The following is a 16,705-nucleotide window of genomic DNA, read 5'->3' as shown; positions in this document are numbered from 1 at the left end:
GTGGAAAATGGACATCGTGGGACTCACCCCCGTGATACCAATACTCTTCGCCTTTGCTCTCCCTCTCACGTCAATAATAGTCAAGGGCAACAGGAAGGTGACTCAAGCTTACGCCCTAATAGGCACGGGTTTGACTTTACTCGCTTCCTACGAGATATTCAGGCAAGTTTATAACTCCAGCAAGCCTTTAATCTACACTTTCGGCGGTTGGGCCGCCCCAGTGGGAATAATATATGAAGTTGACAGGATGAGCGCCCTCTTCGCCCTGGTTACTGCTGCGCTGATGTTCCTGATTGCGATTTACAGCTACCGCTACCTGGAGCACGAGGAGGGCTTAGAATGGTACTATACCCTCTACCTCGGCCTTGAGGCAGGTTTACTCGGCGTTCTCCTCACAGGCGACGCCTTCAACCTCTTCGTCATGATAGAAGTCACCAGCATCGCAGCATACGCCCTCGTCATGTTCTATAGGGACAGAGGCGATTCAGTCTGCGCTGGCCTCAAGTACGCCTTTATCGGCGCTCTCGGGACGACCATGTACTTCCTCGCACTTGGGGCACTTTACGGGGCGTTTGGAACATTGAACATGGCCAACTTGAGCGCATTAATCCACGGATTGAGCTTCCCGATAGCGAGCACCACCTACGGCAATATCGCGATAGCTTCAGGCGTTGCCTTGGCTTTGGCTACTTGGGCGTTCTTGATTAAGTCTGCCATAGTCCCGAACCACTTCTGGCTCCCAGAAGCACACCCAGCAGCACCAAGCCCAATCTCAGCCATACTCTCAGGACTAGTCGTCAACGTCGGTGTCTACTCACTCATCAGATTCCTCTACACAGTCTACGGCGGCGAACTCAGCGGTTCGCTCGGTGGGGTTATCCATACACTCAGCGTTATCCTGATAACTCTTGGAGCGGTTTCGGCACTCTTCGGTGCCCTCATGATGAACGTCCAGCGCGACGTGAAGAAGCTCATCGCGTATTCAACGGTAATGCACATGGGTTATCTGGCGATGGCAGTTGGCGTTGGAACCCAGCTGGCACTTCAGGCAGCGGCTTTCCACATCATTAACCACGCAATCGCCAAGGCCCTCCTCTTCCTCGCGGCGGGTGCCTTTATCCACGCGGTCGGTTCAAGGGACATCTCAGACCTGGCAGGCCTCGGCAGGCAGATGCCCGTCGCCACCTTCGGCCTGGCCATAGCAACCCTCAGCCTCGTCGGAATCCCACCATTCAACGTCTTCTTCAGCAAGCTACTGCTCTTCAACGCCTTCATGGAGAAAAGCCCTGCCCTGGCCCTAATCCTAGTGCTGAGCTCTGTGATTGCACTGGTGGCTTACGTTAGAGTGTTCCAGGAGATCTGGCTCGGCAAGTCCAAGGAGAATGCTACCATCAGGGAACACGGCAGCATGAGCGGGGTTCTGCTGATACTGGCAGTCATCTGCCTGCTGCTTGGACTCTTCGCACCATACATCATCGAACACTACATTAACCCCGCTGTAAGCCAGGCCATGGACTACAAGCTCTACATCCAGACGGCGTTGGAATACGCGGCAAAGCTGAAGATGGGCCTTTAATCCTTTTTTATATTCTTCAGGCACACTAAAGCGCCAACGTGGAGGGAAGGAGTTGATCGGAGCGGTTCTAGCGGGGGGCAGATCAAAGCGCTTTGGTGGAAACAAACTTCTGTACAGAATCGACGGAAAGCCATTAATCCTTCATACAATTGAGAGACTTGAATCAGCGGATGAAATAGATGAGGTTGTTATCGTTGCCTCTCCTGAAAACGCTGAAAAGCTGAAAACCTTTGGCTATCAGGTTCTTGTTGATGAGCTTCTCGTTGGCCCAATTGGAGGAATATATACTGCTCTAAGCTTAGGGGACGCTTTCGTCACGGCAGGGGACATGCCCCGTATAGTGCCTGAGTTTGTAGATTATATAATCAAGTACTTCCACAAGAGTAGGAAGGCTGTCTGCGTCCCGCGCTGGATTAATGGGCACATAGAACCCCTGCATGCAGCATATTCTATGGGATTCTTGGACATTATTGAGGAGCAACTAGCTTTGGAAGAATATAAGATAAAGAGGGCCATAGAAAAAGTCAACGTCTGCTACTTAGCAATAGAAAAAGTCCCCCCTGAATGGAGAGAAAGCTTTTTCAACGTGAACAGAAAAGATGATCTGAGAAAACTCGGAATTTCTGAACCTTTGGTTTAGAACAGGGTGTTACATACTTTTATTTTCAATTCTAAGCTTCAAAAAACTCTTTTAAAAGTGAACATCCAATTAGGTCTAGGAAATGGTAAACAAAATTGTAAAAGGGTGTTTTGAACCAAACGTGGGGTGATAGAAAGATGGCATTTATTGCCGCCTTCATCTGGTGCTACATCCTCTGGCTGGGGCTGACGGCAGGCAGCAGCGGACTATTATGGAGCAGCGAGGAACTAATAGCCGGTCTGGTGTTCTCGGCGGTAATAGCATACACTACCAAAGGCGTCATTGGTGAAAAGGCTGGCCGCTTCCTAAACCCAATAAAATGGTTTGAGTTCATAGTTTACTCCATCGGCCCGCTCTTCTGGGGCATGGTCAAGGCCAACTTCCACGTCGCTTGGCTCGTTATAACCGGCAAGATAAGGCCAGGCATAGTGCGCGTTCCTGTTGACCTCGAAAACGACGCCCAGTACACAATCCTGAGCAACTCAATAACACTCACACCTGGAACGCTCACCATCGATGCCTGTCCTGAGGAGAAGGCCCTCTACGTCCACTGGATTGACATTCCCGAGGGACTTGAGAAGCCTGAAAGCTCCGAGCCTGTGGCTGGATCTTTCGAGAAGTGGGCGAGGAGGTTGGGAAGATGATAGAACCAGTATTCTTCTACTCAGCACTGATAATAATGGTCGGCGCATTCATAGCCGTGTTGAGGGTTCTTCTCGGACCAACCGTGCCAGATAGGGTCGTGGGAGTTGATACCCTCAACACGCTGGTAGTGGCCGGCATGGTTCTCCTGGGGGCGGCCTATGACAGGACGATATACATCGACATCGCGATAGTCTACGCCCTTCTGAGCTACATAGGAACCCTCGCTATAGCCCGCTACATGCAGGGGGGATTGAAATGAACACCGTTGATTACGTTATCTACGCCTTCCTCGCGATAAACATAACGTTCAACCTCCTGGGAAGCATTGCATTACACAGATTTCCCGACGTATACACAAGGCTCCACGGGGCAACAAAGTGCACAACCTTCGGGACTATATTCGCTGTTCTAGCGGTCGTTGTCCATTCCCTCTACCGGCTCGACGTTACCGGCGATCCAAAGTACCTCCAGATGACACTCCACAGCGTTGTAGCTCTCATAGCGCTCTTACTCACCAACCCGACCGGCGCACACGCCATAGCTAAGGCCGCTCACCTGAGCGGCGTTAAACCTGTCAAAGCTGTCATCGACGCCTACGAAGGGAAGCTCGGGGGTGGTGAGGAATGAACCCCATCACAATTGACCAGATTATTCAGTTCGGGATCCTTATCAGCGTCCTCATTACCGCATATCTCACGATACGCCTCAGGGACTTGCTCAGTGCGGCTCTTGCATCTGCAGCCATGAGCCTGCTCCTAAGTTTGGAGTTCTACATGCTCCATGCGCCAGACGTTGCGATAGCTGAAGCGGCCGTTGGTGCAGGTGTTGTTACGGCCATAGTTGTGTATGGAATCGCTAAAACAGAGAGATGGGAGCGTGAGGGATCATGAAGAGAACCCTCGCTTTCCTTTCGCTGCTGTTCATTCTCGGAGCGCTACTCTACATAGCCAACCCTGACTACGGCCTCAAATTTGGGCTGGGTGGGGATGACTGGAAGAACCTCCGCTACACTGACGACTACTATATCACCCACGGCGTGGAAGAAGTCGGTGGTACAAACATCGTTACGGACATAGTCTTTGACTACCGTGGCTACGATACCCTTGGAGAGGCTACCGTCCTGTTCACGGCCATCGCTGGAGCCGTTGTGCTTCTCAGGCCCTGGAGGAGGGATGAGGAATGACCGATGATATGGGACTCATCGTTAAAACCATGGCGAGGACAACCATTCCACTCATCGGGATATTCGGAGCCTACGTGGTTTCCCACGGTCATCTGACGCCAGGTGGTGGCTTCCAGGGAGGCGCCACCATAGCGGGAGCGGGCATACTTTTCCTCATAGCATTCGGCCTGAAAGAGATGAAGAAGGCATACAACAAGCACCTCTACTCAGTCCTTGAGGGAATCGGCGGACTTGTCTTCCTCGGCGCAGCAATGCTCGGCATAGGCACGGCGTTCTTCTACAACATACTCTGGAACAACGGCCCAATCCTCAATGGTGAGCCCGGAACGCTTCTTTCAGCTGGGTTCCTCCCAATAATGAACCTAGCCGTCGGTTTGAAGGTTTTCACTGGCCTCGTCAGCGCGATGGCTGCCATAGCACTTTACAGGAGGTGGAAGTCATGATACCCTTCCAGTTCATCACAGCCTTCCTAATGATAGCTCTGGGCATATACGCCTTCCTGTACAAGAGAAACCTCATCAAGCTCATCCTCGCATTGGACATTATAGACTCCGGCATCCACTTGCTCCTTGTAAGCCTCGGATACCGCATGGAGCTTAACGAGCTCCCCACCGCGCCAATTTACACAGGCTACGAGACGCTCAAGAGCCCTATGGTTGGCCCACTTCCACAAGCTCTCGTGCTCACGAGCATCGTCATTGGCGTCTGTGTTCTGGCTCTTGCGATGGCCCTCACGATAAACGCCTACCGCCACTACGGTACCCTCGACGTTAACGCCCTCAGGAGGTTGAGAGGATGAACGGGGAAGCGATACTTCCCTACCTCATAATCATCCCGCTCTTCGGAGCGTTTGCGATGCCCATAGTGAATCTTGCAGGAAAAAAAGCGAGAGATGCTTGGGCAGTCCTCATAAGTGCGCTGACGTTCATCATAAGTTCGGTGATATTCTACCACATCTGGAACACTGGAGAAATTATAGTTTACACCCTTGGTGCAGAGACACCATTCGGCCAGGGGGTTGATTTCCCAATTAGGATAGTCTGGGAAGTCGACCTTTTCGGCGCAATAATGGTGTTCATTGTGGCGTTTGTCTCGCTAATGGCAGTAATCTACTCCATCGGCTACATGAAGCACGACACCGGACTCGACAAATACTACACACTCATACTCATCCTTGAGCTGGGAATGCTTGGCATAGCCATAACCGGCGACCTGTTCAACTTCTACGTCTTCCTCGAAATCATGAGCATAGCCAGCTATGCCCTGGTGGCATTCAGGAATGACACATGGGAGGGCATCGAAGCCGGCATAAAGTACATGTTCGTTGGCTCGATAGCCAGTGCTTTCGTGCTCCTTAGTGTGGCCCTCCTCTACGGCCAGTACGGAACCCTCACAATGGGGTATCTCGCAGTTAAAATCGTGCAGAATCCCACTGTCACTGCCAAGGTTGCATTGGCCCTCTTCATAGCGGGGCTGCTCTTTAAGAGCGGTGCCTCCCCAGTTCACATGTGGCTCGCCGATGCACACCCCGCGGCACCGAGCAGCATCTCGGCAATGCTCTCGGGTCTAGTCATTAAGATCGGTGGAATCTATGCGATAGCGAGAATACTCTTCAGCATCTACACTCCAATGGCCCACAGTATCGTGCTTAAAGCGTATCTCCAGCCCCACATTAATATGAGCGCGATAGGATGGGTCATCATCATTTTTGCGTGCTTAACGCTAATAATTGGCAACGCAATGGCAGTCATCCAAACGGATATGAAGAGACTGTTGGCCTACTCTTCCGTCGGACAGATAGGTTACATACTCCTGGGCCTTGGAATAAGTATAGCTGCCTACGGGACTCAGACAGGCGAGATAGCCCTGGCAGGTGCAATCTACCACACTGTAAACCACGCGCTCATGAAGGCCCTCTTGTTCCTCGTTGCGGGTGTCGTAATCCACCAGCTTGGCACGAGGAATCTCAACGAGCTGAGTGGATTGGCGAAAACCATGCCCAAAACAACGTTTGCATTTCTTATAGGTGCAGCCGCTATAGTAGGAATGCCCCCACTGAACGGCTTTGCCAGCAAGTGGCTCATCTATGAGAGTTCGGCCATCTTCAATCCAATCCTTGGTGCAATAGCCATCATTGGAACGGCATTCTGTACGGCAGCCTACGTCAGGGTGCTCTACACGTTCTTTGGTAGGCCGAGCGAGAAGGTGATGGCCGCCAAAGACCCAGAAACCTCAATGATGCTCCCAATGCTCCTGCTCGTGCTTGCAATAATCGTCATGGGGCTCCTCCCGTGGCAGATAAGCGACAAGGTCATGATACCTGCAGCCAGGATGCTGGAGCAGTTCAGGTTTGAGTACATAAACGCTCTAATGAGCCTTGTTGGGGGTGCGTGAAATGTTTGGATACTGGGACGCTCTTTACTTTGTCTTTATCTTTATTATCGGCCTCATCATAGCATGGATGTTGAACGAATGGGCCAAGAAGTCTGGAATGGGTACGAGAGAAGCCGGTGATGGCACGAAAGTCTTCATCAGTGGTGAGGACCCGGACAAGATAATCCCAGGCTTCGAGCATTACGAAGGTTACTACACTGGCAAGAACGTCATGTGGGGTCTCACATACGCCCTCAAAAGGTTCTTCGCCCTCCTCAGGAATGAGCACACAGGTCTGCTCACTGATTACGTAAGCTACCTACTCATAACGACGGCTTTCGTGCTCGGAGTGATACTGATTTGGGGGTGATTGAATGAGCATCAAGGTTCCCGCTGACCAGAATAGAACAAACGGAACCACGAGTGAGCGCGAGATGCTGGAGAAGAGAATAGCCCAGTTGTGCCGCTTCATAGGAAGATCACCCTGGGTATTTCACGTAAACAGTGGAAGCTGCAACGGCTGTGACATCGAAATCATAGCCGCCCTGACCCCGCGCTATGATGCCGAGCGCTTTGGCGTCAAGCTCGTGGGAAGCCCCAGGCACGCTGATGTTCTCTTAGTAACAGGGCCAGTCACAGACCAGAGCCTTGAAAGGGTCAAGCTTGTCTACGAGCAGACACCAGACCCAAAGATAGTCATAGCAGTGGGATCGTGCCCCACTGGCGGTAGCGTGTTCTATGAGAGCCCATTCACCAATGCGCCGCTGAGCAACATCATTCCGGTTGACGTCTACGTGCCAGGCTGTCCACCAAGGCCCGAGGCCATACTCTACGGCGTCGTTTTGGCCCTTGAAAAGCTGGCTAAAATCCTGAAAGGCGAAGTTCCGGAGGGTGAAGAGTGATGGCTGATGATAACAGAATCATGGAGAATGTTGATAATGTTAGAGAACCAACCAAGGAAGATACTGTCGCTGAGACCATAAAGAGCCGTTTCCCCAATGCTCACGTGGAGATACGGGAGAACAAGTGGGGAAGGAAGCGCGTCTGGGTGATCGTTCCACGAGAAGACTACAAAGCGCTCATGAAGTTCCTCCTTGAACTCGATCCAGAGGCCCACTATTCGATAGGAATAGAGCAGGACTATGGGGAAGAGATAGGCTATATGAGCCACATCCTCCTGCACTACGACAATGCTCCAGCAGTCTCACTGCTCGTCGATGTTAGAGTACCCAAAGACGATCCAGTAATTCCCGATATCAGCGACATCTTCCCGATAGCACTCCAGTACGAAAGGGAAGCCGCTGAGATGATGGGCATAGTCTTCGAAGGTATCCCCGACAGTAGAAGGCTTTTCCTCCCGGACGACTTCCCAGAAGGTATCTACCCGCTCAGACTCGACGAGAAAGGCATACCAGAAGAGATCGTCAAGAACGCTGGACACCCGTACTACCTGAAGGGGGGAGATAAATGACCAAGAAGGTCGAGTACTGGATAAAGATACCGTTCGGCCCAATTCATCCCGGCTTAGAGGAACCTGAGAAGTTCATACTTACGCTCGATGGCGAAAGGATAGTCAACGTTGATGTTAAGCTTGGCTACAATCTACGTGGCCTGCAGTGGATAGCATACAGGAGAAATTACGTCCAGATAATGTACCTCGCGGAGAGGATATGTGGCATCTGTTCGTTCTCCCACAACCACACCTACACCAGAGCCGTTGAGGAAGCGGCCGGAATAGAAGTGCCAGAGAGGGCTGAGTACATCCGTGCCATAATAGGCGAGCTCGAGAGGGTTCACTCCCACCTGCTTAACCTCGGTGTCCTTGGCCACGACATAGGCTACGACACGGTCCTTCACCTCACATGGCTGGCACGCGAGAGGGTCATGGATGTTCTTGAAGCCATCTCAGGGAACCGCGTGAACTACTCGATGGTAACCATAGGCGGTGTGAGAAGAGACATCGATGAAAAAGGGAAGCGGCTCATTCTCAATATGATAAAGTACTACAGGAGCATAATGCCTCAGATAGAAGAGATTTTCCTCCATGACCCCACTATAGAAGCCCGTTTGAGGGACTGTGCGGTGATAAGCAAGCGCGTCGCCCTTGAGCAGGGTGCAGTGGGACCGACTGCCAGAGCTTCTGGTCTAAAGGTCGACGCCAGGTGGAGTGAGAGGCTTGGTGTTTACCCTGACCTAGGAGTTAAGCCAGTGATGCCACAGGACGTTACGGGAGAAAAGCCGCACGGTGATGTATTCGACAGGGCAGCCGTAAGAATAGGAGAAATATACCAGAGCCTCGACATGCTCGAACACGCACTAGACCAGATGCCAGAGGGTAAGATAAAGACATTCCCAAAGGACAACGTCTTGGTTGCCAAGCTCAAGATTATGGTTGACGGAGAGGGAATCGGAAGGTACGAGGCTCCGCGTGGCGAGCTGGTACACTATGTTCGCGGAAAGAAAGGCTCCGATAAACCGCTCCGCTGGAAACCAAGGGAGCCAACTTTCCCGAACCTCTTCGCAGTTGCCAAGGGTGTGACAGGTGATCAGATGGCAGACTTCGTGCTGGCAGTGGCCTCGATAGATCCGTGCCTGAGCTGTACAGACAGGGTTGCCGTAGTACAGGATGGAAAGAAGAGAATTCTTACGGAGACCGACCTGCTGAGACTCTCAATAAAGAAGACACGCGAGATAAACCCCGAAGTTAAAGGCGACCCAACACCGGTCGGCTTCGGCTGCTCGAGGTGATGGGGATGGACGTAATGGCGAACATCGTTTATCCGGTAGCAGGTTTAATAGGCCTTTACGCTTTCGTCTCACTGGCATCGCTCGTCTGGGAAGGTATAGACAGAAAGCTCGTCGCAAGGATGCAGAGAAGGGTAGGGCCACCGCTTCTCCAGCCCCTCTATGACTTCTTCAAGCTAGCGAGCAAGGAAACAATAATCCCCAACACGGCTAACTTTATGTTTAGAGCCGCACCTATACTCGCCTTGGCAACGGCCATAGCACTCCTCGCTTACACCCCGATGGGCTTTGCTCCACTACTCGCGAGCAAGGGAGACGTCATCGTTTTCATATATCTCCTCACCCTCATTGGCTTCTTCAAGATACTCGGTGGCATAAGCTCAGGAAGCCCCTACGCAAAAATAGGAGCTGCAAGGGAAGCAGCAATAATGGTTTCCAGAGAGCCTGCCATGATGCTAGCCCTATTCGCCATACTGTGGCGTCTTGGAAAACTCAGAGTCAACAAGCCATTCAGCATGGAGGTCTTCTACCAGTACAACATTTGGGAAATAGGTACCCCGCTCAGCCTCGTAGGTGCTGTAATCCTCCTTTACGTCTTCGTCATTTGGCTGGCAAGTGAAATAGAAGTCGGATATTTCAACATACCAGATGCTGAGGAAGAGATAGCCGAGGGACTGCTCGCCGAGTACAGCGGGCGCTACCTGGCCCTGTTAAAGCTCACGAAGGCACTGAAAACTTACATAGCAGCATCGCTCGTCGTAGCAATATTCTTCCCCTGGGGAATAGCAGATTACTTCAACCTCACCGGACTTCCAGCAAACGTCGTAAACCTGCTCTTCCATACACTTAAGGTATTCATACTGCTCTTTGCTGTGCAGAGTGTCTTCAGGGCCACTACAGGCAGACTCAAAATAACGCAGGCCGTCGGATTCCTCTGGAAGAACGTCTTCTTAGCTTCGCTCATCGGCGCACTCCTTATCGCTATGGAGGTGATAATGTGAGGCTCTCCCCGCTCATCCCCACCGTACTCAGAAACATGTTCAAAAAGCCTGCCACCAACCTCTTTCCTGCGACTGAACCAGTGCCGGTTCCAGATAACTTCAGGGGCCAGCTGAAGTACAACGTGGACAAGTGTGTCGGCTGCAGGATGTGCGTCACAGTCTGCCCAGCCGGCGTCTTCGTCTTCCTACCTGAGATAAGGAAGGTCGCTCTGTGGACCGCTAGATGTGTCTACTGCTCGCAGTGTGTTGACGTTTGTCCGACCGCAGCCCTCCAGATGAGCGATGAGTTCCTGCTGGCAAGCTACAACAACTACGACGACAAGTTCATCCCGCTCAAGCCCGAAAAGGTTGAAGAGATAAAGAAGAAACTGGAGGAGCAAAAGAAAGCGAAGGCAGCCCCAGCTGCCAAGAAAGCCGCAGAGAAAAAGGAGGCAGGGAAAGAGGCCAAAAAGTGAAGGAAGTACGGAAGTCCGGAGGCGAACGTGAAGCTATTCCCTCATACCTCTTTTATTCTGTTCTAGTGGGAGTACTCATTTATGGGGGCCTAACGACCTTCTAGTAGAGCTTCTAAGTGGAGCAGGAGTATGAGAACATCACTTATGAAACATACGCCGCGATCTTTTATGCACGCTTTGACACAGCTATCTATAACAAGGCATTTGAAGACAAAAAACGGAACAACAACGGACATCTAAAAATACAAGAAGGATTTTCTACTATATTTTGACGTTAGATGGCTCTGACTTTCAGTTCTTCGTACCTCTTTTTGAGAAGCTCGTAGTGGCCCCACTCTACTTCGGCCAGCTTTGCATAGAGTTTCTTTAGCTCTTCGTCTCCAACCCTCTCTGCAAGGAGCTTGTAGGACTCGTGGGCTATCAGCTCGCTCTCCATCGCGGCTTTGAGTATCTCCTCGAGCTGGTCGGCCCTCTCAAACTTATCGAGAAGGGGCAGAACTTCAAGCGGTGGAACTTCACTCCTCGGCTTTCTGCCGTACTTTACTCTGAACTGTCCCTCTAGGTCTTTTGCGTGTTCCAGGGAATCCTCAGCAAGCTTCTCAAAAGTCTTCACGAGCCCTTCACCGAGTCCAAGATCCCGGGCTCTTTTTGTCAGCTTTCTGTAAAATTTTGCCTCCTCCTTTTCACTTTCTATCCAGTAAGCCAGAACCTCCTCGTAGTTCAATTTTTGGAGGGTCTCAATTATCTCGTCAACGTCATACATGGTCAATCACAATAACACTACTCTCATAGGACTAAAAACCTTGAGTTCACCTCACAAACCATATGAGAATTACCATAATAAGGTACGTCACGACGCTGAGGACTACGTGAACCTTGATCCAGAAGTTCTTTCGTTCCGAGAGGAAAATGAAAGCTCCACTGAGCATCGTCAAGCTTATGAGGGCAAAGGTAAGATAGCCGAGCGTGTGGTGGTCTATCATCCTGGAACACCCACCGGAAAAATGTAAAGAGGAACACCTTCTGTCCCAAGTATTTCGGATATCTGATCATCATAGAAGGCCCCAACAGCGACGGTTCCAAGTCCGAGGGCGGTGGCCTGAAGATATATGTTCTGCCCGATGTGTCCGGCCTCCATGTGGACATACCTTATTCCCCTGTCGCCGTAATATGAGGTCGTTCTCTCATAGAAGGCCACGAGGACTATGTCAACAGAAGCGTTTCCGACCCACTTCTGGTCGAGGGCAGCCTTCTGTAGTGCCTTCCTGTAGTCGCCCTCCTTTACCAGCGTCAGGCTGTGCTTAAAGGGATCGTAGTGGTAGATACCCGGCTTAAGGCCCTCGACGTTTCCAACGACAATATAGACCTCAAAGGGATAGGTGGCTCCAGCGCTCGGGGCACTTCGTTTGTTCCCGTGCGTTATACCCTGAGCAGCCCAGAGAAGCTGAGAGAGCTGTTCCAAGGTTAGAGGCTCGTTCCTATAGGAGCGTACACTCTTTCTCATCGCTATGGCCTCTTCAAGGCTCATCTCACCTGTTAATCTAGGTTCCGGGAGTAGAACGACTTTGCCTGAGATGGTCTCACCTCCTCCACGCCCAAGGTAGGGCTTTACAAGTATCAGAAGCGAAGAGACTATGACGAGCAGAATCACCATATACGAGACGTGTCGGTAGTCCATGTTATGAATTGGTCTTTAATCGTATTTTAGGTTTCCCATTAGTCCTTCACCTCGAACCTGAGCATCTCGTCGGGCTTGAGAACCCCCACTCCGGCCTTCTTTCCAATAACCTCGACGACGAGGGTATATTCCGGCTCGCTCAGATCCACTTTGAGTCCGTAGCGCTCGACGATTAGAGAGCCGAGGTCAATCTCAAGCTCCCTCGCCTTTAGTGTCCTGTTTCCCCTAACCTTTGCCCGAACGGCGAAGGTTCCATCGATTTTTTCTGCAAGTTTAAGGGCGGCTTCCTCTATCTCCTCCCTTCTAGCAGGAACAAGAACTTCCAGCGGGATGACCCTCTGTATTGTCTGCGTTTCGAAGCGCTTAAGCCTTTCGAGGACTTCCTCTCGGGACAGGGGTGTCTCGGCCAGGAGAACACCCTTCCAGTCCGTTCCCTTGACCTTAACCTTCTCCAGCGCCCATTCCAGCTCGAGGATTGCATCCCCCTCACGGCCCTGAGGTGCCGTAACGATCAGAACTGTCATTTTTGCTCACCGATGGACAAACTTTTATATTTTACAATCCTAAACTATGCGGTGAGTTAAAATGGAAACCGGCGGCCTTAAGCTTTACCCCTACCAGTCATACGAGGTTTATGGCCTTTCTCGGAACCCCTTTGAGCAACTCGCAAGTGAGGGAATAGCCGACGTCGAGGGCATTCACGTCTATCAGGAAATCGACATGCGCCTGCAGATGATACTCTCCGAGATCATAGGAAATAAAAGCTCCATAGCCCTCTCCATAGTCGGCCCCCTTGGAATGGGCAAAACCCAGAGGCTGAAAACCATAGCAAAGGCCATTGAAGAAAATAAAGGAAAAGCCATCTACGTCAAGGTTGATACCAATGACATCCTCAAACTTACGCGCGACATATTCTACGCACTGAAGCCGCCAAAGAGCAGGACGAACATCTTCCTTGAGAACCTGAGCAAAAAGCTTGGCTTTATTGACAGACTGGAAAAGATGCTAAGCGATACCAAGGAATACAAGAGCAGGGACATAGCCGAGCTTTTGACGGAGCAGATGAGCAAGTACCCCTACTGTGCCCTTCTCCTCGACGAGCTCGAGAACATGCAGACCGCGAGTGAGCAGGAGAAGATACAGTTCTTCGAGATGCTGAGGCACTTTATAAGCAACATGCCCAAGGGTTGTATAGTGGCCTTCGCCTGTGTGCCCGAGGCCTACGAAGAGTACAGCAAGATATTTCCCGCATTCTTCATGCGTCTGCATTATGAGTTCAAGCTGAGGCCGATGAGCCTCGACGAGGCTTACGAGCTCGTCAAGAAGAGGCTCAACATGGTCAGGATAAGGGACACCGACGACCCGCTTTATCCGTTCACGGAGGAGGCCATAAAGCTCATCCACGAGCTCGGAAAGGGCAACCCGAGACAGATTCTTCGCTTACTTCACTACGTTCTGAGCGAAGCTGCCAAGCACAAGTTCGATCCGATAGACGACTACGTGGTCACTACTATCCTCGAGGAGCCCAAGAGCCTCGAAGAGTATCTCACAAGGATTCCTAAGAACTACAAGGACCTCGTCGAAGCGATAGTCTTCGAGTTCAACGGCGGACCGATCAGCTACATACAGGTCGCGAAGCATGTCAAGAGGCCCGGAATACAGGTCTACGATCAGCTCAACGAGCTAATAAGGCTCGGCTTCCTCGTCGGTGATCCAAAAGGCAACTACAAGATTCCAGACTACGTCAGAAAGTTCCTCGAGGAGGCTTCGAATAGGGAGGAGACAGAATGAACTACGAGGAGCACGTGCTGGCCGGGATAATAACGTATCCCCTGGCCATCGCGGTGGCTTCCCTCCTCAAAAACTTTGGTCTTCCGATTGAGCTCAGCACAATGGCAATGGTGCTCGGCTACGCCCTCTACGTTTTGGGAAGCGACCTGCCGGACATGGATCATCCCAACGCCCTCATCCACCGCGGAACGAAGCCGCTGGTCTCAGTTGCAGTCGGCAGCGTCGTCTACCTCAGGAGCGTAGACATTGTAAACATCGGGACTGAGTGGGAGAACATCACCCTCGCATGGGTTATTGGGGCCATAGCAGGAGTCATAGCATGGTATGGCTTCACGGCCATAATGCCAAAGCACAGGGGTATAATTCACTCCCTGCTCTTTGCCTTCGTTTACGGCCTGATCGCATTCGCCCTCGGGAACTTTGGGGTTGGACTGCCATTTGAAGAATCCGTCTTCCTCGGCTTTGCGGCCTTCAGCGGCTACACGCTCCACCTAGTACTCGACAGGGACGTCTCGATGGTGTGAGGAAAAGGTTTATCGTTCCAGGAGACAACACCGATCGGTGGTGTTATGGATCCGGGAATTTTCTTTTTCTTCTTGATCATATTCATCATCTTAGCGATCATTCTCTGGGGCTATAGCCAGCGGGAGACTGCTAGGCAGAAAGCCGAAAGGTTCAGGGGAGAGGTAAGGATCGAGGGAAACGAGCTGGTTCTCCCGAGGAGGATGAGGCTCGTTAAGGGGAGAATCACCCTTAGGGGGTACTGGTCGAGCTCTGGAAAGGGACGGCATTACCATATCGACAGGAAGTTCACTCAGAGTGAGGAGTTAGAAACAGACAGAATAGAACTGAAGCCAGAGAGGTTCTCCCTGATCATGAATAAGAGCGAGGAGACCCTCATAGATGTTCCAGCGTACCTCCTCATGGATCCAGAGGTTAAAAACATCCTGCTGATACCTATAATTCCGTCCTACAGGTTCGAGATCGACAAGCAATCGCTGGAGGCCTCAAAGGAGATGGAATTTGCCCATGCAAGGATTGACATAACCGAGTGGGGCTTTTCCGGATGGATCTACGCCATCGTTCAGAAGTGCAGAGGAGTGAGGATGGAGCTGAAGAGGAAAGACCCTAAGGTCACTGAGAAGCTTGCTGAAACAAGGGAAAGCACTGAATTCAGCAGGGAGTTCATGAGGGAGAAGCTCATGATAATATCCAACAAGAACGTCGTCGATCCGAGGGAATTCAAGAAGCTCCTTGGAAAGAGCGTCCTCTTAGAAGGACACGGCGAGTACATTATAGAGCTCACCCTCGACGTTCCCCTCGGGAGCGACATTCACGATAGGGCAACTTTAAGGGTCAAACCCGGGGAAAGGGTACCTGATGGAGAGGTCAAGGTGAAGGTTGTCGTGTGAATATATTTACACATTTGTGGGCAATAATGCTTTTAAATAGCCCACGTTAGAAAAGCCTGGGGGTGAGAGAGATGTTCAGTCTGGGAGGATTTTCACGCGGAGGCGAGTACGAGAAGAAGGCCTGGGACGTGCTCATCATAGGCGCGGGACCGGCTGGCTTCACCGCAGCGATATACGCGGCACGCTTCGGACTGAAGACCCTGATAATCAGCAAGGACCTCGGCGGAAACATGGCACTGACGGACCTCATAGAGAACTACCCCGGCTTCCCGGAGGGCATCAGCGGCTCGGAGCTGACCACCCGGATGCACGAGCACGTCAAAAAGCTTGGCGTTGACATAGTCTTTGACGAGGTCGAGAGGATCGACCCGACCGAGTGCGCCTACTACGAGGGGCCGTGCAAGTTCGTCGTCAGGACGAAGAACGGCAAGGAGTACAAGGGCAAGACCATAATCATAGCCGTCGGCGCCGCCCCAAGGAAGCTCAACGTTCCAGGCGAGGCCGAGTTCACAGGCAGGGGAGTCAGCTACTGCGCCACCTGCGACGGCCCGCTCTTCAAAGGCAAGAAGGTCATAGTTGTCGGCGGCGGAAACACCGCCCTGCAGGAGGCCCTCTACCTCAAGAGCATAGGCGTCGATGTCACCCTCGTCCACAGGCGCGACCAGTTCAGGGCCGACAAGATACTCCAGGACAGGTTCAAGGCCAGCGGAATTCCGACGATACTCAACACCGTCGTCACCGAGATCAAGGGAACCAGCAAGGTCGAGGCGGTGAAGCTCAAGAACGTTAAGACCGGCGAGGAGACGGAGATGGCCGTTGACGGCGTCTTCATCTTCATAGGATACGAGCCGAAGACGGACTTCGTCAAGCACCTCGGCATAACCGACGAGTACGGCTACATTCCGGTTGATATGCACATGCGCACCAAGGTCAAGGGCATCTTCGCTGCTGGTGATATAACCAACGTCTTCAAGCAGATAGCCGTTGCAGTCGGTCAGGGTGCCATCGCTGCCAACTCAGCGAAGGAGCTCCTCGAGGAGTGGAACGGGAAGGCAGCGGAGTGAGCTTCTCAGTATCTTTTTCTTCCAAAGGCATTTTTGAGTTCATTAGGTGAGTTACCCAAATAGCTTTTCGTTTTCCCAGTCCAAAGAAAGATAAGACTCAACAAAAGAATGCCGATGTCTTGAACTTTGTCTGCCCTGTCCT

General features: G+C 51.8%; 24 protein-coding genes. 20 read left to right on the top strand and 4 right to left on the bottom strand.

Going from position 1 to position 16,705, the window contains the following annotated elements; all coding sequences use genetic code 11:
- Positions 1-7: 7 nt before the first annotated feature.
- From E3E32_RS08095 to E3E32_RS08020, 16 genes are all read left to right on the top strand, one after another.
- Positions 8-1,576 (top strand): proton-conducting transporter membrane subunit, encoded by a 1,569-nt coding sequence (locus E3E32_RS08095; protein ID WP_167731300.1) that lies wholly within the window; start codon positions 8-10, stop codon positions 1,574-1,576.
- A 52-nt stretch (positions 1,577-1,628) separates the two neighbouring features.
- Positions 1,629-2,216, top strand: coding sequence for a molybdenum cofactor guanylyltransferase MobA (gene mobA / locus E3E32_RS08090; protein WP_167731299.1), 588 nt, complete (start codon positions 1,629-1,631; stop codon positions 2,214-2,216).
- A gap of 137 nt (positions 2,217-2,353) precedes the next feature.
- The gene (locus E3E32_RS08085) at positions 2,354-2,860 is read left to right on the top strand and encodes a monovalent cation/H+ antiporter subunit E (protein ID WP_167731298.1); all 507 of its coding nucleotides are present in this window, start codon (positions 2,354-2,356) and stop codon (positions 2,858-2,860) included.
- On the top strand, positions 2,857-3,120 hold the full coding sequence (locus E3E32_RS08080) for a cation:proton antiporter (RefSeq protein WP_012572545.1): 264 nt from the start codon (positions 2,857-2,859) through the stop codon (positions 3,118-3,120). Before E3E32_RS08085 ends, E3E32_RS08080 begins: the two co-directional genes overlap by 4 nt.
- On the top strand, positions 3,117-3,488 hold the full coding sequence (mnhG, locus tag E3E32_RS08075; protein WP_012572546.1) for a monovalent cation/H(+) antiporter subunit G: 372 nt from the start codon (positions 3,117-3,119) through the stop codon (positions 3,486-3,488). Before E3E32_RS08080 ends, mnhG begins: the two co-directional genes overlap by 4 nt.
- A complete protein-coding gene (locus E3E32_RS08070) occupies positions 3,485-3,751 on the top strand; it encodes a DUF4040 domain-containing protein (protein ID WP_012572547.1) in 267 nt (88 codons plus the stop codon). The genes mnhG and E3E32_RS08070 overlap by 4 nt, the downstream gene beginning before the upstream one ends.
- Complete coding sequence (gene mbhE, locus E3E32_RS08065; protein ID WP_012572548.1) at positions 3,748-4,044, top strand: hydrogen gas-evolving membrane-bound hydrogenase subunit E; 297 nt, start codon at positions 3,748-3,750, stop codon at positions 4,042-4,044. The genes E3E32_RS08070 and mbhE overlap by 4 nt, the downstream gene beginning before the upstream one ends.
- Entirely contained in the window at positions 4,041-4,487 is a 447-nt protein-coding gene (locus E3E32_RS08060) for a Na(+)/H(+) antiporter subunit B (protein ID WP_167712072.1), read from the top strand. Before mbhE ends, E3E32_RS08060 begins: the two co-directional genes overlap by 4 nt.
- The gene (locus E3E32_RS08055; RefSeq protein WP_012572550.1) at positions 4,484-4,843 is read left to right on the top strand and encodes an NADH-quinone oxidoreductase subunit K; all 360 of its coding nucleotides are present in this window, start codon (positions 4,484-4,486) and stop codon (positions 4,841-4,843) included. The genes E3E32_RS08060 and E3E32_RS08055 overlap by 4 nt, the downstream gene beginning before the upstream one ends.
- A complete protein-coding gene (locus E3E32_RS08050; protein ID WP_167731297.1) occupies positions 4,840-6,438 on the top strand; it encodes a proton-conducting transporter membrane subunit in 1,599 nt (532 codons plus the stop codon). The genes E3E32_RS08055 and E3E32_RS08050 overlap by 4 nt, the downstream gene beginning before the upstream one ends.
- A 1-nt stretch (position 6,439) precedes the next feature.
- Positions 6,440-6,787, top strand: a complete 348-nt coding sequence (locus tag E3E32_RS08045; RefSeq protein WP_167731296.1) for a hydrogenase — start codon at positions 6,440-6,442, stop codon at positions 6,785-6,787.
- Between the two features lie 4 nt (positions 6,788-6,791).
- The gene (locus E3E32_RS08040; RefSeq protein WP_012572553.1) at positions 6,792-7,319 is read left to right on the top strand and encodes an NADH-quinone oxidoreductase subunit B family protein; all 528 of its coding nucleotides are present in this window, start codon (positions 6,792-6,794) and stop codon (positions 7,317-7,319) included.
- Positions 7,319-7,888, top strand: a complete 570-nt coding sequence (locus E3E32_RS08035) for an NADH-quinone oxidoreductase subunit C (protein WP_012572554.1) — start codon at positions 7,319-7,321, stop codon at positions 7,886-7,888. The genes E3E32_RS08040 and E3E32_RS08035 overlap by 1 nt, the downstream gene beginning before the upstream one ends.
- Positions 7,885-9,165 (top strand): nickel-dependent hydrogenase large subunit, encoded by a 1,281-nt coding sequence (locus E3E32_RS08030; protein WP_167731295.1) that lies wholly within the window; start codon positions 7,885-7,887, stop codon positions 9,163-9,165. Before E3E32_RS08035 ends, E3E32_RS08030 begins: the two co-directional genes overlap by 4 nt.
- 5 nt (positions 9,166-9,170) lie before the next feature.
- Positions 9,171-10,163 (top strand): respiratory chain complex I subunit 1 family protein, encoded by a 993-nt coding sequence (locus E3E32_RS08025; protein ID WP_167731601.1) that lies wholly within the window; start codon positions 9,171-9,173, stop codon positions 10,161-10,163.
- The gene (locus tag E3E32_RS08020; RefSeq protein ID WP_167731294.1) at positions 10,160-10,618 is read left to right on the top strand and encodes a 4Fe-4S dicluster domain-containing protein; all 459 of its coding nucleotides are present in this window, start codon (positions 10,160-10,162) and stop codon (positions 10,616-10,618) included. Before E3E32_RS08025 ends, E3E32_RS08020 begins: the two co-directional genes overlap by 4 nt.
- A 274-nt stretch (positions 10,619-10,892) precedes the next feature.
- Here the strand turns inward: E3E32_RS08020 and E3E32_RS08015 are convergent, their stop codons facing one another.
- Genes E3E32_RS08015 through E3E32_RS08000 form a run of 4 tightly spaced genes read right to left on the bottom strand, consistent with a single transcriptional unit; the run spans position 10,893 to position 12,820 of the window.
- Complete coding sequence (locus tag E3E32_RS08015) at positions 10,893-11,381, bottom strand: ferritin family protein (protein ID WP_167731293.1); 489 nt, start codon at positions 11,379-11,381, stop codon at positions 10,893-10,895.
- A gap of 46 nt (positions 11,382-11,427) precedes the next feature.
- Positions 11,428-11,601, bottom strand: a complete 174-nt coding sequence (locus E3E32_RS08010) for a hypothetical protein (RefSeq protein ID WP_167731292.1) — start codon at positions 11,599-11,601, stop codon at positions 11,428-11,430.
- Entirely contained in the window at positions 11,598-12,296 is a 699-nt protein-coding gene (locus E3E32_RS08005; protein ID WP_167731291.1) for a SagB/ThcOx family dehydrogenase, read from the bottom strand. Before E3E32_RS08005 ends, E3E32_RS08010 begins: the two co-directional genes overlap by 4 nt.
- A 38-nt stretch (positions 12,297-12,334) precedes the next feature.
- On the bottom strand, positions 12,335-12,820 hold the full coding sequence (locus tag E3E32_RS08000; protein WP_167731290.1) for a THUMP domain-containing protein: 486 nt from the start codon (positions 12,818-12,820) through the stop codon (positions 12,335-12,337).
- Positions 12,821-12,881: 61 nt separating this feature from the next.
- On the opposite strand from E3E32_RS08000, the gene E3E32_RS07995 reads away from it, so the two are divergent.
- The 4 genes from E3E32_RS07995 (at position 12,882) to trxB (ending at position 16,563) form a co-directional block, all read left to right on the top strand.
- Entirely contained in the window at positions 12,882-14,087 is a 1,206-nt protein-coding gene (locus E3E32_RS07995) for an ATP-binding protein (protein ID WP_167731289.1), read from the top strand.
- Positions 14,084-14,611: a metal-dependent hydrolase gene (locus E3E32_RS07990; protein ID WP_167731288.1), complete on the top strand. Its 528-nt coding sequence runs from the start codon at positions 14,084-14,086 to the stop codon at positions 14,609-14,611. The genes E3E32_RS07995 and E3E32_RS07990 overlap by 4 nt, the downstream gene beginning before the upstream one ends.
- A 45-nt stretch (positions 14,612-14,656) precedes the next feature.
- A complete protein-coding gene (locus E3E32_RS07985) occupies positions 14,657-15,499 on the top strand; it encodes a hypothetical protein (RefSeq protein ID WP_167731287.1) in 843 nt (280 codons plus the stop codon).
- 71 nt (positions 15,500-15,570) lie between these two features.
- Positions 15,571-16,563, top strand: coding sequence for a thioredoxin-disulfide reductase (trxB, locus tag E3E32_RS07980; protein ID WP_167731286.1), 993 nt, complete (start codon positions 15,571-15,573; stop codon positions 16,561-16,563).
- Positions 16,564-16,705 lie beyond the last annotated feature (142 nt).

Origin of the sequence: Thermococcus sp. GR6 (assembly GCF_012027415.1) — an archaeon.
Taxonomy (GTDB): domain Archaea; phylum Methanobacteriota_B; class Thermococci; order Thermococcales; family Thermococcaceae; genus Thermococcus; species Thermococcus onnurineus.
Note: the sequence above shows the minus strand (reverse complement) of the source record. Positions and strands in the feature narration are given on the sequence as shown.

Excerpts from the sequence above, each read along its gene's own strand:
- E3E32_RS08095 (WP_167731300.1), top strand. The coding sequence starts at position 8 with ATGGACATCGTGGGACTCACCCCCGTGATACCAATACTCTTCGCCTTT.
- E3E32_RS08085 (WP_167731298.1), top strand. The coding sequence starts at position 2,354 with ATGGCATTTATTGCCGCCTTCATCTGGTGCTACATCCTCTGGCTGGGG.
- E3E32_RS08080 (WP_012572545.1), top strand. The coding sequence starts at position 2,857 with ATGATAGAACCAGTATTCTTCTACTCAGCACTGATAATAATGGTCGGC.
- mnhG (WP_012572546.1), top strand. The coding sequence starts at position 3,117 with ATGAACACCGTTGATTACGTTATCTACGCCTTCCTCGCGATAAACATA.
- E3E32_RS08070 (WP_012572547.1), top strand. The coding sequence starts at position 3,485 with ATGAACCCCATCACAATTGACCAGATTATTCAGTTCGGGATCCTTATC.
- mbhE (WP_012572548.1), top strand. The coding sequence starts at position 3,748 with ATGAAGAGAACCCTCGCTTTCCTTTCGCTGCTGTTCATTCTCGGAGCG.
- E3E32_RS08060 (WP_167712072.1), top strand. The coding sequence starts at position 4,041 with ATGACCGATGATATGGGACTCATCGTTAAAACCATGGCGAGGACAACC.
- E3E32_RS08055 (WP_012572550.1), top strand. The coding sequence starts at position 4,484 with ATGATACCCTTCCAGTTCATCACAGCCTTCCTAATGATAGCTCTGGGC.
- E3E32_RS08050 (WP_167731297.1), top strand. The coding sequence starts at position 4,840 with ATGAACGGGGAAGCGATACTTCCCTACCTCATAATCATCCCGCTCTTC.
- E3E32_RS08045 (WP_167731296.1), top strand. The coding sequence starts at position 6,440 with ATGTTTGGATACTGGGACGCTCTTTACTTTGTCTTTATCTTTATTATC.
- E3E32_RS08040 (WP_012572553.1), top strand. The coding sequence starts at position 6,792 with ATGAGCATCAAGGTTCCCGCTGACCAGAATAGAACAAACGGAACCACG.
- E3E32_RS08035 (WP_012572554.1), top strand. The coding sequence starts at position 7,319 with ATGGCTGATGATAACAGAATCATGGAGAATGTTGATAATGTTAGAGAA.
- E3E32_RS08030 (WP_167731295.1), top strand. The coding sequence starts at position 7,885 with ATGACCAAGAAGGTCGAGTACTGGATAAAGATACCGTTCGGCCCAATT.
- E3E32_RS08025 (WP_167731601.1), top strand. The coding sequence starts at position 9,171 with ATGGACGTAATGGCGAACATCGTTTATCCGGTAGCAGGTTTAATAGGC.
- E3E32_RS08015 (WP_167731293.1), bottom strand. The coding sequence starts at position 11,381 with ATGTATGACGTTGACGAGATAATTGAGACCCTCCAAAAATTGAACTAC.
- E3E32_RS08010 (WP_167731292.1), bottom strand. The coding sequence starts at position 11,601 with ATGATAGACCACCACACGCTCGGCTATCTTACCTTTGCCCTCATAAGC.
- E3E32_RS08005 (WP_167731291.1), bottom strand. The coding sequence starts at position 12,296 with ATGGACTACCGACACGTCTCGTATATGGTGATTCTGCTCGTCATAGTC.
- E3E32_RS08000 (WP_167731290.1), bottom strand. The coding sequence starts at position 12,820 with ATGACAGTTCTGATCGTTACGGCACCTCAGGGCCGTGAGGGGGATGCA.
- E3E32_RS07995 (WP_167731289.1), top strand. The coding sequence starts at position 12,882 with ATGGAAACCGGCGGCCTTAAGCTTTACCCCTACCAGTCATACGAGGTT.
- E3E32_RS07990 (WP_167731288.1), top strand. The coding sequence starts at position 14,084 with ATGAACTACGAGGAGCACGTGCTGGCCGGGATAATAACGTATCCCCTG.
- E3E32_RS07985 (WP_167731287.1), top strand. The coding sequence starts at position 14,657 with ATGGATCCGGGAATTTTCTTTTTCTTCTTGATCATATTCATCATCTTA.
- trxB (WP_167731286.1), top strand. The coding sequence starts at position 15,571 with ATGTTCAGTCTGGGAGGATTTTCACGCGGAGGCGAGTACGAGAAGAAG.